The sequence below is a fragment of the Lysinibacillus sp. KU-BSD001 genome (assembly GCF_042920265.1).
Taxonomy (GTDB): Bacteria; Bacillota; Bacilli; order Bacillales_A; family Planococcaceae; genus Lysinibacillus_B.
Genome location: NZ_JBDQZI010000008.1, coordinates 18,009 through 34,876 on the forward strand (window position 1 = coordinate 18,009; position 16,868 = coordinate 34,876).

General features: G+C 39.7%; 15 protein-coding genes. 14 read left to right on the forward strand and 1 reads right to left on the reverse strand.

Annotated elements, in window-relative coordinates; genetic code table 11:
- Positions 1-70 precede the first annotated feature (70 nt).
- Both recD2 and AAGS61_RS12570 read left to right on the forward strand, forming a co-directional pair.
- Entirely contained in the window at positions 71-2,527 is a 2,457-nt protein-coding gene (gene recD2, locus AAGS61_RS12565; protein ID WP_391372263.1) for an SF1B family DNA helicase RecD2, read from the forward strand.
- A 364-nt stretch (positions 2,528-2,891) separates the two neighbouring features.
- Positions 2,892-4,103: a NupC/NupG family nucleoside CNT transporter gene (locus AAGS61_RS12570; protein ID WP_391372266.1), complete on the forward strand. Its 1,212-nt coding sequence runs from the start codon at positions 2,892-2,894 to the stop codon at positions 4,101-4,103.
- A gap of 92 nt (positions 4,104-4,195) precedes the next feature.
- On the opposite strand, the gene AAGS61_RS12575 is transcribed toward AAGS61_RS12570, so the two are convergent.
- Entirely contained in the window at positions 4,196-4,501 is a 306-nt protein-coding gene (locus AAGS61_RS12575) for a monooxygenase (RefSeq protein WP_391372269.1), read from the reverse strand.
- A 442-nt stretch (positions 4,502-4,943) separates the two neighbouring features.
- Here AAGS61_RS12575 and alaS point away from each other — a divergent pair, with 442 nt between their 5' ends.
- The 12 genes from alaS to AAGS61_RS12635 all read left to right on the forward strand — a co-directional run bounded on the left by alaS (position 4,944) and on the right by AAGS61_RS12635 (position 16,848).
- Positions 4,944-7,601: an alanine--tRNA ligase gene (gene alaS, locus AAGS61_RS12580; protein ID WP_391372271.1), complete on the forward strand. Its 2,658-nt coding sequence runs from the start codon at positions 4,944-4,946 to the stop codon at positions 7,599-7,601.
- A 93-nt stretch (positions 7,602-7,694) separates the two neighbouring features.
- Positions 7,695-7,967, forward strand: coding sequence for an IreB family regulatory phosphoprotein (locus AAGS61_RS12585; RefSeq protein ID WP_391372274.1), 273 nt, complete (start codon positions 7,695-7,697; stop codon positions 7,965-7,967).
- The gene (gene ruvX / locus AAGS61_RS12590) at positions 7,964-8,380 is read left to right on the forward strand and encodes a Holliday junction resolvase RuvX (RefSeq protein ID WP_391372276.1); all 417 of its coding nucleotides are present in this window, start codon (positions 7,964-7,966) and stop codon (positions 8,378-8,380) included. Before AAGS61_RS12585 ends, ruvX begins: the two co-directional genes overlap by 4 nt.
- Positions 8,381-8,540: 160 nt before the next feature.
- Positions 8,541-8,840: a DUF1292 domain-containing protein gene (locus tag AAGS61_RS12595; protein WP_391372279.1), complete on the forward strand. Its 300-nt coding sequence runs from the start codon at positions 8,541-8,543 to the stop codon at positions 8,838-8,840.
- Positions 8,841-9,058: 218 nt separating this feature from the next.
- Positions 9,059-9,580, forward strand: a complete 522-nt coding sequence (locus AAGS61_RS12600; RefSeq protein WP_391372282.1) for a DUF1292 domain-containing protein — start codon at positions 9,059-9,061, stop codon at positions 9,578-9,580.
- Between the two features lie 663 nt (positions 9,581-10,243).
- Positions 10,244-11,362, forward strand: a complete 1,119-nt coding sequence (gene mltG, locus AAGS61_RS12605) for an endolytic transglycosylase MltG (RefSeq protein WP_391372285.1) — start codon at positions 10,244-10,246, stop codon at positions 11,360-11,362.
- Positions 11,363-11,770: 408 nt separating this feature from the next.
- On the forward strand, positions 11,771-12,403 hold the full coding sequence (locus AAGS61_RS12610) for an O-methyltransferase (RefSeq protein ID WP_391372287.1): 633 nt from the start codon (positions 11,771-11,773) through the stop codon (positions 12,401-12,403).
- A gap of 5 nt (positions 12,404-12,408) precedes the next feature.
- Positions 12,409-13,341 (forward strand): peptidase U32 family protein, encoded by a 933-nt coding sequence (locus AAGS61_RS12615; protein WP_391372290.1) that lies wholly within the window; start codon positions 12,409-12,411, stop codon positions 13,339-13,341.
- A gap of 15 nt (positions 13,342-13,356) precedes the next feature.
- Entirely contained in the window at positions 13,357-14,637 is a 1,281-nt protein-coding gene (locus tag AAGS61_RS12620; protein ID WP_391372292.1) for a peptidase U32 family protein, read from the forward strand.
- Positions 14,637-15,272 carry a uridine kinase gene (gene udk, locus AAGS61_RS12625; protein WP_391372295.1) on the forward strand — a complete coding sequence of 212 codons (636 nt, stop codon included), beginning with the start codon at positions 14,637-14,639 and terminating at the stop codon, positions 15,270-15,272. Before AAGS61_RS12620 ends, udk begins: the two co-directional genes overlap by 1 nt.
- A 259-nt stretch (positions 15,273-15,531) precedes the next feature.
- The gene (greA, locus tag AAGS61_RS12630; protein WP_391372298.1) at positions 15,532-16,026 is read left to right on the forward strand and encodes a transcription elongation factor GreA; all 495 of its coding nucleotides are present in this window, start codon (positions 15,532-15,534) and stop codon (positions 16,024-16,026) included.
- A gap of 144 nt (positions 16,027-16,170) precedes the next feature.
- Complete coding sequence (locus AAGS61_RS12635; RefSeq protein WP_391372301.1) at positions 16,171-16,848, forward strand: YrrS family protein; 678 nt, start codon at positions 16,171-16,173, stop codon at positions 16,846-16,848.
- Positions 16,849-16,868: the final 20 nt, after the last annotated feature.

Genomic DNA, 16,868 nt, shown 5'->3' on the forward strand with positions numbered 1-16,868 from the left:
AATGTGCGGTCAAGTACACATTTTGGTGAAGAGCCAATATATAAGAAATTACGAAAAGGAGCGAGGATGGATGGCGCAAAACCTCGATTTGTTTGAAATCAATAAACTGTTTATTTTAGGCCGTCCAATCGTGTCGATTTTTCATAACCCATCCAATATGTATTCGATTGTGCGTGTGAAAATTCAAGAAACGAATATTGATTTTAAAGAAAAAGAAATGATCGTTGTCGGGTATTTCCCGCAACTAACAGAAGATGAAATGTACCGTTTTACAGGTGTGATGAAGTCACATCCAAAATACGGCTTGCAGTTTCAAGTAGAAACATTTCAAAAGGAAGTACCTGCAACAGAAACAGGCATTGTTCATTATTTATCGAGTGATTTATTCCCTGGCATTGGGCGTAAAACAGCAGAAACCATTGTAGAAAAACTAGGTGTTCACGCTTTGCAGACAATTATGGACGATCCGCAAGCATTGGACGTAGTGCCAAGATTATCTGCAGATAAAAAGTCACAAATTCGCGCGGCTGTCGAACAAAATCTTGGACTTCAGCGTGTCATGATTCAGTTAAATGAATGGGGATTTGGTCCACAGCTCGGTATGAAAATTTATCAAGCTTATCGCGAGGAAACCATTTTACTACTAACAGAAAATCCGTATCGATTAATTGAAGATGTAGAAGGAGTTGGATTTGGACGAGCAGATGAACTCGGGGCAAAGCTAGGGATTACGGGAAACCATCCTGACCGGATTAAAGCGGCTATTTTACATGTGTTGACGCATGCTGCACTATCAGAAGGGCATGTCTATTTAGATGCAGAGCATGTATTACCGAAAGTAAAAGAGATGCTTGAGCAAAGCCAACGAGTCGAAATCCCGTATGAAGCGATTTCCAAAGCCTGTATTGAAATGCGGGAAGAAAGCAAAATTTGTGGGGAAGAAACGAGGCTGTATCTTCCGTCCTTGTACTTTAGTGAAGTAGGGATCGCCTCTAAAATTCTTGATTTAGTGAAAGAAAATAACAAGCATGCGCACTTTTCAAAAGATGAAATCCGTAAAGCGATTGGCGAAGTAGAAGAACAATACAATGTTACATACGCTCCAACACAGGCACAAGCAATTGAAACAGCGCTTAACTCAGCTGTTATGATTTTAACGGGTGGACCAGGTACAGGAAAAACAACGGTGATTAAAGGGCTTGTAGAAGTATATGCAGAACTTCATGGGCTACCGCTGGATCCAAAATATTATGCACAAAAAGAAGAACCATTCCCGATTGTATTAGCAGCACCAACAGGACGTGCAGCGAAGCGTTTAGCCGAATCAACAGAACTTCCTGCCATGACAATTCACCGTTTACTCGGGTTTACAGGTCAAGAGGATAAAGATGAAGAAGCTGGTCGTGAGATTACAGGACGTCTCGTCATTATTGATGAGATGTCGATGGTTGATACATGGCTTGCTCATCAACTCATGAAAAGTTTACCTGAAGATGTACAAGTTGTGTTTGTAGGGGACCAAGATCAATTGCCGCCGGTTGGACCGGGACAAGTATTAAAAGATTTGCTTGCATCCAAGCAACTGCCCATTGTGGAATTGACCGATGTGTATCGTCAAGCAGATGGGTCTACCATTATCGAAATTGCCCATCAAATTAAAAAAGGGATTGTACCGGATACATTAACAACAAAAACAAGCGATCGCTCCTTTATTCAAGCGGGGGGTGAACAAGTCGCAAGCGTTGTCACACAAATTGTGAAAAGTGCCGTTAGTAAAGGGCAGACGATTCGGGATGTGCAAGTATTAGCACCGATGTATAAAGGGCCTGCTGGGATTGATGCGTTAAATAAGCAAATCCAAGAGCTTGTGAATCCGAATGACGGTACGCGGAAGGAACTCGTCTTTGGGGATACGGTGTACCGGATTGGTGATAAAGTGCTACAACTTGTTAATCAGCCTGAGAGTAATGTATTTAATGGTGATATGGGTGAAGTCATTTCGATCATTAAAGCAAAAGAGACGATTGAGAAGCAAGATTTACTCGTCGTCGATTTTGATGGAATTGAAGTAACGTATCAGCGAGCAGATCTAAATCAAATTACATTAGCGTATTGCTGCTCGATTCATAAGTCACAAGGATCTGAATTTCAGACAGTCATTATGCCCGTTGTGCGGGGCTACTCAAAAATGTTAAGACGCAATTTACTATATACAGGCATTACGCGAGCAAAAAGCTTTCTCATTTTATGTGGGGAGCCAGATGTGTTAGCAAATGGGTTAGCTCGAACGGATGATTTAACGCGTTTGACAAGCTTAAAGGCACGTCTTAACCCTATGACGATGGAGGAAGTGGAGGCTATAGTAGAAGAAAACGTAGAGAAAGCAACTGAAACGCAGCCGATTAAAGAAGTACAAAACACACTACAATTGCAGCCAGTGTTAAATGTAGAAACCGCACCATATATTCATCCGATGATTGGCATGGATGGTGTGTCGCCATATGATTTTATGGATGAAAACAGTTAGAGAATGGAGCAAAAAATTCGTCTAACTAAATGTGGTCTTATTTGATTATTCACAATAGAGTGTTTTGGGTTCGTTATTTTTAATTCCTTTAAATATACAGAAAAACAATTATGACCACTTGTCGTAATTGTTTTTTCTTTTTTAGGAGAGAATATGTTAATCGGTGTTGTGGAATGACTAAGTGACGTGTGTGAATAAGCTTTTTCTTAAATTAATTAACAGCATGAATATTCATTTTTGATAAATATTTTAGAATTCATTGTTATTTTACATCATTTTTTTGATTTGATAACATGGGTTGTAGGTCGTATGTTGTCGTATGTCAATATATTCAAAAATCAATTTAGTAAGAGAAGGTGGAACTATGAATATCATCTGGGGAATTGCAGGGATTCTCATTATTTTTGGAATCGCTTTCGCATTATCGAGTGATCGCCGATCCGTTAAGTGGCGTACAATTGTAGCGGGTTTAGCCATTCAAGTAACATTTGCATTCATCGTATTGAAATGGGAAACTGGTCGCCAAGCGCTCTTGTGGTTATCTGACGCTGTTCAAAAATTAGTGAGTTATGCCTTTGAAGGCGTCAATTTCGTATTTGGCAGTTTAGCTGATGTAGAGGCATTTGGATTTATTTTTGCGGTCAATGTACTAACCATTATTATTTTCTTTTCGTCCTTAATTTCAGTGCTTTATTACTTAGGGATTATGCAATTTATGATCAAATTAATTGGTGGTGGTTTATCCAAACTATTAGGAACGAGTAAGACGGAATCTGTCAATGCGGCAGCTAATATTTTTGTTGGGCAAACAGAGGCACCGCTTGTTATTAGACCATTTTTAGGAAGGATGACGAAATCGGAGTTATTTGCCGTTATGACAGGTGGACTAGCATCGGTATCTGGCTCCGTGTTAGTTGGTTATTCTTTATTAGGTGTACCACTTGAATATTTATTAGCGGCGTCATTCATGGCAGCGCCAGCAGGCTTAATATTAGCAAAATTAATGTTACCTGAAACAGAGGAAGTGGATCATACTGATTTTAAATTAGAGCGTGATGATGAGTCAGCAAACGTCGTGGATGCTGCTGCAAAAGGTGCAGGTGACGGATTAAAGTTAGCTGTTAATGTTGGGGCCATGCTACTTGCGTTTATTGCTTTAATTGCATTATTAAACGGTATTCTATCAGGTATCGGTGGTATATTTGGTTTAGAAAACTTAACGCTTGAAAATATTTTAGGGTATGTTTTTGCACCGCTTGCTTTTGCAATCGGTGTGCCTTGGGAAGAGGCTGTAAAGGCCGGTTCATTCATAGGCCAGAAATTAGTATTAAATGAGTTTGTCGCTTATTCAAACTTCGCACCTGTCATTGATACATTGTCTGCAAAAACAGCCATGATTGTGAGCTTTGCACTTTGTGGTTTCGCAAACTTAAGCTCCATGGCCATTTTAATTGGTGGTCTCGGCCAAATGGCACCAGAACGTCGATCAACAATTGCAAAACTAGCATTAAAAGCTGTCATCGCAGGTACACTTGCTTCCTTACTATCTGCTTCGATTGCGGGTATGTTTGTTTAATTCGCAACGGGACAAGCGGTGCTGATTTAGTTAGGTAGTAGATAAGATTGAAAAGAGTCTTGCTTTCGTTTATAGCAAGACTCTTTTCGTCGTTATTTAATGGGACCGTTATTAATAGTAGATAATACATCATTCACTGCAAAAATTTTACCACGAATATCCGTAATACCGAAACTTGTTAAGCGTGCGGAATGCATCGTTAAATACTTTTCTGCACTTTCCTTTGTTTCAAATAAATAAACGCCACCCGCTTCTTTTGCTGCAGCATCTTCTGTCCAAATCTTCCAAATAAGTCCTTCTTCCTCATTAATACTACGTGCTAAATCTTGAAAGGCTTGTGACATTTCTTCACCAAAAGGGCCGTCCATTTTAAAATCCACTTGTAATAAATAAGCCATACTAACACTCCTTTAGCCAAATTATTGATAGTATAACAGAAGTCAGCTGTTTTATAATATTAGTGTATATTTTTTTCTCTCTTTCATTGACACTATAAGTGCCATTTTATATAATCAAGAGCAGAATAATAATCAACACATTGATGGAAAAAGTACGTTGATGACACGTGTTTGAGAGAGAGGTTTCTTAGGCTGCAAAAACCTCCACAAGTCGCAACCGAAAGCTACTCCAGAGTGCAGCTAATTCCTGCCGTTCACTTACGTTACAAGTGCTAGAGATGCAAGGCGTTTGTCGTTTTGTGAACTAGGGTGGTACCACGTAGATATAATCATCTCCGTCCCTTATTTAGGGGCGGGGATTTTTTTTATTTGCGGATTGGAAAAATGTCATGGATATGCCTATCAAATCATCATATGTAGAAATTCAAGGAGGAAACAAACAATGAAAGCTTCAGAAATTCGTCGTCTGTATTTAGAATTCTTTAAAGAAAAAAATCATCATCATGAACCATCAGCACCACTTGTGCCAATTAATGACCCATCATTATTATGGATTAACTCAGGGGTTGCGACATTAAAACCATATTTCGATGGTCGTATCATTCCAGATAATCCACGTATTACAAATGCGCAAAAATCGATTCGTACAAACGATATCGAAAACGTGGGTAAAACTGCGCGTCACCATACATTCTTTGAAATGTTAGGGAACTTCTCAATCGGTGACTACTTTAAAAAAGAATCGATTCATTTTGCATGGGAATTTTTAACGGATAAAAAATGGATGGGCTTTGATCCAGAAAAATTATCGATTACATTACATCCAGAAGACCAAGAAGCGTACGATGTATGGCATAACGAAATCGGCATTCCAGAGGAGCGTTTAATTCGTTTAGAGGGGAACTTCTGGGATATCGGGGAAGGTCCATCTGGTCCAAACTCAGAAATTTTCTATGACCGTGGGGAAGAATACGGTGTAGGTACACCTGAAGAAGAAATGTACACAGGTGGTGAGAACGAGCGTTACCTGGAAATTTGGAACTTAGTATTTTCACAGTTCAACCATAACCCAGACGGCACATATACACCACTACCAAAGCAAAACATTGATACAGGGATGGGCTTAGAGCGTATCGTTTCTGTTGTACAAAACGTACCAACAAACTTCGATACAGATCTTTTCATGCCAATTATTGAAAAAACAGAAGAATTTGCAAATCGCAAATACAAACGTCCACATGAAGTGAACTTATCTGAAATTTTTGGTTCAACAGAAGATATTAACACACCATTTAAAGTGATTGCAGACCACATTCGTACAGTGGCATTTGCTATCGGTGACGGTGCCCTTCCATCAAATGAAGGGCGCGGCTACGTATTACGTCGTTTACTGCGTCGTGCAGTACGTTATGCAAAACAAATCGGCATCGAAAAGCCATTTATGTTTGAATTAGTGCCAACTGTTGGTGAAATTATGCAAGACTTCTACCCAGAAGTAACGGAAAAGTGTGCGTTCATTCAGCGTGTCATTAAAAACGAAGAAGTACGCTTCCACGAAACACTTGATGGCGGTCTATCTATTTTCAACGAAGTAGTAGAAAGCCAAAAAGCGAAAGGTGAAACAGTGATTCCAGGTACGGATGCATTCCGTTTATACGATACGTACGGTTTCCCAATCGAGTTAACAGAAGAATACGCAGAAGAAGTAGGCATGACAGTTGACCATGAAGGCTTTGAAGTAGCAATGGAAGCACAGCGTGAACGTGCTCGTAATGCACGTGCAGATGTTGACTCAATGCAAGTTCAAAGTGAAGTGCTTGCGAACTTAAAGCAAGAATCAACTTATATTTATAATGCAATGGAAGCGCGCGGTACAATCGCGGCAATCGTTGTAGGTGGTCAAGAAACGAACACAGCATCTGAAGGTGACGAAGCATTAGTCATTTTATCGAACACACCATTCTATGCGGAGATGGGTGGTCAAATCGCGGATACAGGTGTCATCGAGGCGGATGGCTTTAAAGCAATCGTTAAAGATGTACAAAAAGCACCAAATGGTCAGCCTCTTCACACAGTTGTAGTGGAATCTGGTGAAATGCACGTTGGTGACGAGATGACAGCATCTGTTGATCGTGAAAAACGTACGTTAATCCTGAAAAATCATACAGCAACTCACCTGATGCACCGTGCATTAAAAGATGTGTTAGGTGACCATGTTGCACAAGCGGGTTCATATGTAGGTCCAGACCGTTTACGTTTCGACTTCTCTCACTTCGGTCCAGCGACAAAAGAGGAGCTGGCACAAGTAGAGCGTGCGGTAAACGAAAAAATTTGGGAAGATATCGAAGTAATCATTCGTGAAATGCCAATCGACGAAGCGAAAGCGATGGGCGCAATGGCGCTATTCGGTGAGAAATACGGGGATGTTGTGCGTGTCGTAGCAGTATCGGATTACTCCATCGAGCTTTGCGGTGGTTTACACGTAGCACGCTCATCTGAAATTGGCTTCTTTAAAATTGTATCTGAAGGTGGTATTGGCGCAGGTACTCGCCGTATCGAAGCGGTTACAGGTAAAGCAGCTTACTTCGCTGTAAAAGAAGAAGAAGCAATTCTTGCTGAAGCGGCAAGCCTATTAAAAGCAAACCCTAAAGATGTAGCGACTCGTGTAGCTAGCTTACAGGCGGACTATAAAGAATTACAACGTGAAAATGAATCCTTGTCACAAAAAATTGCGAATGCACAAGCGGGTGCAGTGCTAGATGCAGCACAAAAGATTGGTGATGTCACAGTACTTGCGACAAAAGTAGAAGCAAAAGACAACAATCAACTTCGTCAAATGATGGACGATTTAAAAGAAAAAATGGAAAAAGCGGTTATTGTATTAGGCGCTGCTGCAGATGATAAAGTAATGCTTTGCGCTGGTGTAACGAAAGATATCGTCGGCGGTGATTACCATGCGGGGAATATCGTGAAATCAGTGGCAGAACAATGTGGCGGTAAAGGTGGCGGTCGTCCCGATATGGCGATGGCTGGTGCAAAAGAAGCGTCAAAACTTGAAGAAGCATTAAATTCTGTGTATGATTACGTTAAATCCATTTAATTAAGGGAAAAGTTCGGTTATAATGAGAATAAGTGGAGATGGATGTATGCATGTATGTCCATCTCCTTATTTCTGAAAGCGAGGTGCGGATTCTTGAGTTCTTTTGATCAAACAATGAAATTTAATTTTCCAGAAGAATCAATGGAAGAAGAAGTAAAACAAGTTATGTTAAAGGTGTATTCGGCACTAGAGGAAAAAGGGTATAATCCAACCAATCAAATCGTCGGTTATTTATTATCTGGTGATCCGGCATACATCCCTCGCCACCAGGACGCACGTAATTTAATTCGCAAGCTCGAGCGTGATGAGATTCTTGAAGAGCTCGTAAAATTTTATATTAAGAAGAATACCGAGGCGAACAAATGAGAATTATGGGATTAGACGTTGGCACGAAAACTGTCGGCGTTGCAATTAGCGATGCGCTTGGCTGGACAGCTCAAGGAATCGAAACTGTGAAAATTGATGAAGAAGCAAGCGAATTTGGCATTGAACGCATTAAAGCGCTTGTAAAGGAGTATGCTGTAACAGAGTTTGTTGTCGGCTATCCGAAAAACATGAATAACACAGTGGGCCCGCGCGGTGAAGCTTCTGAAAACTATAAAAAGCTTTTAGAGGAAACGTTTGGGCTACCAGTAAAGCTTTGGGACGAGCGTTTAACAACAATGGCTGCAGAACGTATGCTAATTGAAGCAGATGTTAGTCGTAAAAAGCGCAAACAAGTCATTGATAAAATGGCTGCTGTCATGATCCTCCAAGGATACCTTGACAGTAAAAACTAAATTGATTGAGCAGGCTCAATCAATTTAGTTTTATGCCCTGAAAACGAAGTGGCAGGGGTAAAAGTTTTATGCTCCGAAAGCGGAGTGACACGGGCGAAAATTTTCTGTGCCGAAAGCGAAGCGACAGGCACCAAAACTAATATGAAAGAGGTTTTACTGTATGACACAACAACCTGAAGAACGTTATTTAACAGTAGTAGATGAAAATGGCGAGGAGCAATTATGTGAGATTTTAGACACAGTTTATTCTGAGCGCTTTGATAAAAACTACGTATTATACTCATTAGTAGGTTCTGAAGACGAAGATGGCTTTGTCGAAATCCATGCGTATGCATTTGTACCATCTGAAAATGGTGAAGATGGGGAATTACTACCGATTGAAACAGATGAAGAATGGGAGTTCGTCGAAGATTTCTTAGCGCAACGTGAAGATGAGTTAGGCGAAGAAGACGCAGAATAATAAGATGTAGGGGGAGAGGGGCACTCTCCTCCTTATTTTTTCAAAAGATAAGAAAGTATAAATTTTTCTAGTTTAAAGAGTGTCTAGCGCAAGCGGACCAGCCCCTCGTGACGTTTCGAAAATCTCTTCGTGTGGCAAACACACTGTGAGCCTTTCTCCAACGCATGTCGGGGCTAGAGTGGGCGCTTGCGCTTTTCTTATTTAAGGAGGTTTTTTATATGGATGAACAAATTTTTATTTTAACAAATGACGCAGGCGAAGAGCAGCGCTGTCGTGTCGTATTTAACTTTGAAACGGATGAGCATTCCTATGTGCTATTTACATTAATTAATGAAAATGGTGAAAGTACTTCAGATATAACAGCACTACGTTACGAATTAGATGAAAATGGCGAGATGGCTAGTTTCGAGGATTTAGAAACGGAAGAAGAGTGGGCGATGGTAGAGGAAGTATTAAATACACTTGTCGCTGAGTTTGACCAAGATCAATTAAACTTCTTCACAGTAGCTGGTGAAGACGGAGAAGATATTGTATGCCAAGTGCTTCATCGCTTTGAAGCAAACGGCAAAAACTATTTATTTTATGGATTAGCAGATGATGAAGAAAAAACAGAAATTTTCGCCTCGGCTTATGAAGCAGATGAAAACGGTATGATTATCGACCTTGTACCAATTGAAACGGAAGAAGAATGGGCAATGGTAGAAGAAATGCTTACTTCTTTAACGGATAAAGAACAATAAATTGTATAGCTTGATCATACTAAAAAGCGTAGCTCAGCAGTTTGGAGCTACGCTTTTTTTATATTAATTTATAATGAGTAAATATCCAAATATATATTACCATTTGAGTAACCGTTGCTTTTCGCTCCGGCACTCGCTTTCCACGGGCGAGATCAAGCCTCCTCGTCGTTCGTACCTCACTCCTGCGGGGTCTTGATTGTCTCGCTTTTCCCGTAGGAGTCTCGCGCCTACACTACAAGCAACTAGTGTTTCATAAATAATCGGTTGCTAAAAATAAAGAAAGATGCTCATTCATTAAGGTAGAGGCTAGCAATTATACTTGCAAATAGAAAGAAATTGATTTCTTTTAAAGAAAAGAAATGTTTCCCAGTATATCGAGAAGTAATCATTTTTTGCCGTAGCGCGCCATAGCCACAGGAGCCGAGATTTTCTTTGCGACGAAAGCGTAAGCGTCAGGAGCAGGAACAGGAGCTAAAACAGGCCCCGCCTGTTTTAGCTCCTATGTAGGCTGTGGCAAAGCGCGGAGGCTACCATTATACTTTAGTTTTATCATACTAGTATTTTTAGAATATATTTTCCTCATTACGAGTATGAACTTATGTTTTATTTGTCTCTCTACTAAAAATCTTGTATCATATTGAAAGGGAAAAAGGGGGGGAACCCGTGGATAATGAAGCAAAAAAACAAGAAATGCTTGAAAAAATGAGAGAGCGCAAAAGCGAGGTTAAAATCGTGCGTAAAATTGTATCAATTGTAGCACTTATCTTTTTATTAATTGTAGCGATTGGCGGCTTTGCGGCTTATAGCTATATTACATCAGCGCTTAAACCACTTGATCCAGAATCAACAGAAGAAATTGCCGTTGAAATTCCAATGGGGTCAGGGGTCACATCCATATCCGAAGTTTTAGAGAAAAATGGCATTATTAAAGATGCACGTATTTTTAAATACTATGCAAAGTTTAAAAATGAATCACAATTTCAAGCTGGTAACTATCAAATGACAAAGGCGATGACACTAGATGAAATTATCGAAAGCTTAAAAACAGGAAAGGTTTATCGTGAGCCGCTTTTTGCGATTACGATACCTGAAGGGTTAAACCTGGAGCAAATAGCTAATGTGATTGAGAAAAAAACAGATTTTACAGCAGAAGAGTTTATGACAAAAGTAACCGATAAAGCCTTTATTGAAATGATGATGGCGGAGTATCCGAATTTATTAACAACAGATATTTTAGGTGAAAATGTGCGTTATCCACTGGAAGGGTATTTATATCCAGCGACATATCCTTTCTATGAGGAAAAACCAACAATCGAATCCATTATTGAAACGATGATTGCTGCGATGGATACGATGGTGATGAATTATAAAGCGGGCTTTGAGGGACTGGGCATGTCTGTGCATGAGTTTGTGACATTTGCTTCTTTACTCGAGGAAGAGGCGACAGCTCAAACGGACCGTGAAACGATTGCGAGTGTATTTTACAATCGTTTAGATATTGATATGCCTCTGCAAACAGACCCAACTGTGTTATATGCTTTAGGTGAGCATAAAGATCGTGTGCTATATGCAGATTTAGAAGTAGAGGATCCGTATAATACGTACAAGCATAAAGGTTTAACGCCAGGGCCAATTTCTTCACCAGGGAAAATATCGCTAGAAGCAGCGATTAGTCCAAGTGATACACAATATTTATATTTCCTTGCAGATAAAGAAGGGAATAACCATTTTGCGAAAACGTATGAAGAACATTTAAGCAATGTAGCGAAATATATTCAATAGCACCCAATTGGAAATAGAAGGAGTCGAGTAAAGATTATTCGCATTCCTTCTATTTTCGTGCTATTATTAGTAATGATTTTTTTAGATATCTAGGTATTCGTATTAGCCGTATGTCGTTATGGCTACGTCGACTGTGCTTTTCTTAGTGGATTAGAAAGTATAAATTTTTAAGGGAATCCATATAAGAAAGAATACGCTGTTGACTAGTTTAATCGACAGGTGTCTTTCTAATTAAACTACTGTATCGATTGTCTTGAAGCAATGGAGCAGGGTAGTCTTGATTTCTTCGCACAATGTGAACCTATCACCAGAAAAGGTCCTTTTATTGGTCCTTCTTTTTGTATGCCTACCTCTCTCATCTTCAACAATCCCTACAAACTGTCAAAGTGAATGGTAAGGAGTTTTTGGATGGAATTATCAGATGCTTATATTCATTCCTTCATTCAACCACGTAATGCACTACTGCTCGAAATGGAGCAGTTTGCAGCAGCACATCATGTACCGATTATGCAGCTCTCTGGTATTGAAGCGTTAAATCAATTATTGCGTATTCAACAGCCAAAGACGATATTAGAAATTGGTACAGCGATTGGTTATTCAGCGATTCGGATGGCACAAGCTTTGCCAGATGTGCAAATCGTCACAATCGAACGTGATGAGGCACGTGTAGCGCATGCCCGTGAATTTATTGCCCGTTCTGAAGCAGCTGAGCGTATTACGGTGATTGAGGGAGATGCGTTAGAAGTAGATGTTGAACAAGTTCAGTCTACGTATGACGCGGTTTTTATTGATGCAGCAAAAGGGCAATACCAAAAGTTTTTTGAGAAATATGCACCGCTTGTACCATCGGGCGGGGTATTATACATTGACAATATGTATATGCACGGTTTATCTGATTTAGATATAAAAGAAGTGCCGAGAAGAAAAAGAACAATGATTCGCAATTTAAAGACGTTTACCGATTGGATTATGCAGCATCCGGACTACACGAGCGCATTTTTCCCCATTGGTGACGGCTTGCTAATTTGTTTGAAGAGGTGACAACAGTGAAAAAACCTGAATTATTAGTAACACCGCAATCTGTTGAACATATCCAAGACTTACTAAAAGCTGGAGCAGATGCGTTTGTAATTGGTGAACAACAATTTGGCTTACGTTTAGCTGGAGACTTTACCGTAGCCCAAGTAGAAGAAGCAACAAAAATCGTGCACGAAGCTGGAAAGAAAGTGTACGTAGCCGTGAATGCTTTATTCCATAACGACCGCTTAGAGGCGTTAGATAGCTATTTAAAAGAAATGCAACGTATCGGTGTTGATGCGTTATTATTTGGTGATCCGGCTGTTGTGATGGCAGTACGTGAGTTAGGTATTACGATTCCGCTTCACTGGAATCCAGAAACGATTGCAACAAACTGGTTCCAAGTAAATTATTGGGCGGAGCGTGGCGCAACACGTGCGGTACTTGCCCGTGAATTGTCATTTGAAGAAGTAACCGAAATTAAAGAAAATGCCAAGGCGGAAATCGAAGTACAAGTACACGGCATGACTTGTATGTTCCAATCAAAGCGTTCACTTTTAGGGAACTATTTCTTATATCGTGATCAAGCGATGGAAATCGAAAATCGCAAAGAAAATAAAAACATGTTTTTACATGATAAAGAGCGTAAAAACAAATACCCGATTTACGAAGATTTGAACGGTACGCATATTTTTTCACCAAATGATATGTGTATCATTGACGAGTTGGGCGAATTATTTGAAGCAGGCATCGATTCTTTAAAATTCGATGGCGTATTGCAGTCGTATGACTACATTGTTAAAGTAACAAGCTTATATCGTCAAGCGATCGATGCGTATTTCGATCAAGGCGAAGAAGCATACGAAAATATTAAAGACGATTTACTTTCACAAATTGAAGAAATTCAACCAGCATTACGCCCGCTTGATACTGGCTTTATCTTCAAGGAAACAGTGTACTAGAAAGGAGCGGCGAATATGTTACAGTTAATTCAAAACGAAAAAATTCGTGAAACAATTGATGGCAAGACAGTCATTACGAAAAAGCCTGAGCTTTTAGCGCCTGCTGGAAGTCTTGAAAAATTAAAAGTAGCCGTTCATTACGGTGCTGACGCTGTATTTATTGGTGGTCAGGAATTCGGTTTACGCTCGAATGCGGATAACTTCACAATCGAAGAGATGGCTGAAGGTGTGGAGTTTGCGAAAAAATATGGTGCGGTCGTATACGTGACAACAAATATTTTCGCGCATAACGAAAACATGGAAGGTCTGGAAGAGTACCTACAAGCAATTGAAGGAGCAGGCGTAACGGGCATTATCGTAGCGGATCCACTAATTATCGAAACATGCCGTCGTGTTGCACCAAAGCTTGAAATCCATCTTTCAACACAGCAATCACTATCCAACTGGAAAGCGGTAAAGTATTGGAAGGATGAAGGTCTACACCGTGTTGTACTCGCACGTGAAGTCGGTGCAGAGGAAATGCGCAAAATGAAAGAGGAAGTCGATATTGAAATCGAGGCATTCGTACATGGTGCGATGTGTATCGCTTACTCTGGCCGTTGTGTACTATCCAACCATATGACAGCGCGTGACTCGAACCGTGGTGGTTGCTGTCAGTCTTGCCGTTGGGACTATGACTTATATGAAAATAAAGACGGTGAGGAAGTAGCGTTATTTACTGAAGGCGATGCACCGTTTGCGATGAGTCCAAAAGATTTAAAATTAATTGAATCGATTCCACATATGATTGAGCTTGGTATTGATTCGTTAAAAGTGGAAGGGCGTATGAAATCCATTCACTACGTAGCAACAGTTATTTCTGTTTATCGTAAAGTGATTGATGCATACTGTGCAGACCCTGAAAACTTCCAAATTAAAAAAGAGTGGTTAGAAGAATTATCGCGCTGTGCCATCCGTGCAACAGCTTCTGCATTCTTTGAGTCTGAGCCAAGTTATAAGCAGCAAATGTTCGGTTTCCATGCATCAAAACCAAAATGGGATTTTGCAGGACTTGTGCTTGATTATGATGCTGCAACACAGATGGTAACAATGGAACAACGTAACTACTTTAAGCCGGGCGATACAGTGGAGTTCTTTGGTCCAGATATCGAAACATTCCAAATGACAGTAGGCCAACTTTGGGATGAAGAAGGCAATGAGTTAGATGTCGCGCGTCATCCACTACAAATTTTAAAATTCAAAGTAGATCGACCGCTTTCGAAATTTAATATGATGCGTAAGGAGAACAAAAAGTAATGAGTAAGCGTCCAGTAGTCATTGGCATTGCCGGTGGATCATGTTCAGGAAAGACAAGTGTGACGCGTGCCATTTATGAAGTGTTCCGTGATCATTCCGTTGTCGTGATTGAGCAAGATTATTACTATAAAGATCAAAGTCATATGACATTTGAAGAACGTTTAAACACAAATTACGATCATCCGTTAGCGTTCGATACTGACTTATTAATTGAGCATATTCATACGTTATTAAATCGTCAACCAATCGAAAAGCCGGTATATGATTATGTGCAGCATACACGCTCTACAGATGTGATTAATGTTGAACCGAAAGACGTGATCATCATAGAAGGAATTTTAGTATTAGATGATGAGCGCCTTCGGGAATTGATGGATATTAAACTATTTGTAGATACGGATTCCGATTTACGTATAATTCGTCGGATTGAGCGGGATATTAAAGAGCGAGGACGTACAGCAGATTCCGTCATTGAACAATATTTAACAGCCGTTCGTCCAATGCATAATATGTTTATTGAACCGACAAAGCGTTATGCAGATGTCATTATCCCTGAAGGTGGAGATAATGGTGTGGCAATCGATTTAATGGTTACAAAAATTAAAACAATTCTTGAAACTGATTCGAATGTATAATATGATGGATTGGTATTGACATTATTTTTCATTTCATTATATTTGTATAAAGACAAAGTAATGATTCATAAACATACACATAAAATTCGATTACAAGCATGAAACATAACGCATGTCTTTTTGGACGTGCGTTATCATATACATAGCTAGTAGTCGGGTTTTATGCTTATGTAGACGACTATTTTAAAAAGAAAACGATTGCATTTTAAAATTTAAGGTGTATAGTAATGTTTTCAAGCATGATGAAGGAGTGAGTATTTTGTCGAACGAAAAACAATACCCAATGACGTTAGACGGGAAAGCAAAATTAGAAGAAGAATTAGAATTTTTAAAAACGGTTAAACGTAAAGAAGTAGTAGAGCGTATTAAAATCGCACGTTCTTTCGGTGACCTTTCAGAGAACTCAGAGTACGATTCAGCTAAAGAAGAGCAAGGTTTTGTAGAAGGTCGTATTTCAACGATTGAATCGATGCTTCGTAATGCCTTAATCATTTCTGACGAACAAAATGATGATACAGAGCTTTTAGTATCACTTGGTCGTACGGTAACATTTGACGTATTAGAAGATGGCGAACCAGAGGGCGAGCCAGAATCATATAAAATTGTCGGTTCTGCAGAAGCAGATCCAGCAGAAGGCCGTATCTCAAATGACTCACCAATGGCAAAAGCATTAATGGGTCATAAAGTCAGCGACAAAGTAAAGCTGACAACACCAGGCGGAGATATGGAAGTAGTTATTTTAGAAATTAAATAATAGTAAAAAGTTGTTTCTGTCGTTAAGCAGGAACAACTTTTTTAATGCTTGATAGGAGCAATTATTTTCAGTAGGAGAGTTAAGCTTTCTAATAGGCAACAGTTGTGAGTATTGATAAAATAGTGAGATGTAAGGGGGAGCTACATGGATAAAAAGGAAATGAAGTATTTAAACCGTTCTCAAGAAAATACACGTACGAAGAGACGGAAAGAAGATAAAATGAACCGTGTTTTAAATTATTTAATTGCACTTGTTTCGGCGCTAATTGTGATTAGTTTATTTATAATTTTTACAATGCAGGATGATGATGAGGTAGTTGAAGAAGTACAAACGGAGGAAACGTCTTCAGAAACAGAAAACGAATCTTCTAGCGTAGTAGATGAAACGGAAGAAACAACGAAAGAGCCATCAGAGCCAAGTAATGTGGATGAACCAGAAGTGCAAGAAGAAGAGACGTTAGAAAATAATCCCCAATCAAACGTCGTCAATGCATCAGACAATCCACTTGTTGATGAAGTCTGGACAAGTGAAACATGGCAGCCATATGCGACGGCACAAACAGGTGAGCATCGTTCGACTTTTGACACAAATGATATTGACTATCAAGAAAAATTAGGGGCTATTTTTTCCGTTGTACCGATCAACGAACAAGAAGCAATCATTTGGTCGGTCAAAAATAATGGGAATGCACAATCCGCTATCGCTGTCATTTCATCAAATGATAAAGTGCAAAAATACCGCGTGGCGATTGAATGGGTAGAGCAACAAGGTTGGAAACCAATACAAGTTGAGGTGCTAAATACGCTCGATGGGACATATTAACTTGACATAGTTTGCTTCGA

Excerpts from the sequence above, each read along its gene's own strand:
- recD2 (WP_391372263.1), top strand. The coding sequence starts at position 71 with ATGGCGCAAAACCTCGATTTGTTTGAAATCAATAAACTGTTTATTTTA.
- udk (WP_391372295.1), top strand. The coding sequence starts at position 14,637 with ATGAGTAAGCGTCCAGTAGTCATTGGCATTGCCGGTGGATCATGTTCA.
- AAGS61_RS12600 (WP_391372282.1), top strand. The coding sequence starts at position 9,059 with ATGGATGAACAAATTTTTATTTTAACAAATGACGCAGGCGAAGAGCAG.
- AAGS61_RS12570 (WP_391372266.1), top strand. The coding sequence starts at position 2,892 with ATGAATATCATCTGGGGAATTGCAGGGATTCTCATTATTTTTGGAATC.
- ruvX (WP_391372276.1), top strand. The coding sequence starts at position 7,964 with ATGAGAATTATGGGATTAGACGTTGGCACGAAAACTGTCGGCGTTGCA.
- AAGS61_RS12575 (WP_391372269.1), bottom strand. The coding sequence starts at position 4,501 with ATGGCTTATTTATTACAAGTGGATTTTAAAATGGACGGCCCTTTTGGT.
- alaS (WP_391372271.1), top strand. The coding sequence starts at position 4,944 with ATGAAAGCTTCAGAAATTCGTCGTCTGTATTTAGAATTCTTTAAAGAA.
- AAGS61_RS12620 (WP_391372292.1), top strand. The coding sequence starts at position 13,357 with ATGTTACAGTTAATTCAAAACGAAAAAATTCGTGAAACAATTGATGGC.
- AAGS61_RS12635 (WP_391372301.1), top strand. The coding sequence starts at position 16,171 with ATGGATAAAAAGGAAATGAAGTATTTAAACCGTTCTCAAGAAAATACA.
- AAGS61_RS12595 (WP_391372279.1), top strand. The coding sequence starts at position 8,541 with ATGACACAACAACCTGAAGAACGTTATTTAACAGTAGTAGATGAAAAT.
- AAGS61_RS12610 (WP_391372287.1), top strand. The coding sequence starts at position 11,771 with ATGGAATTATCAGATGCTTATATTCATTCCTTCATTCAACCACGTAAT.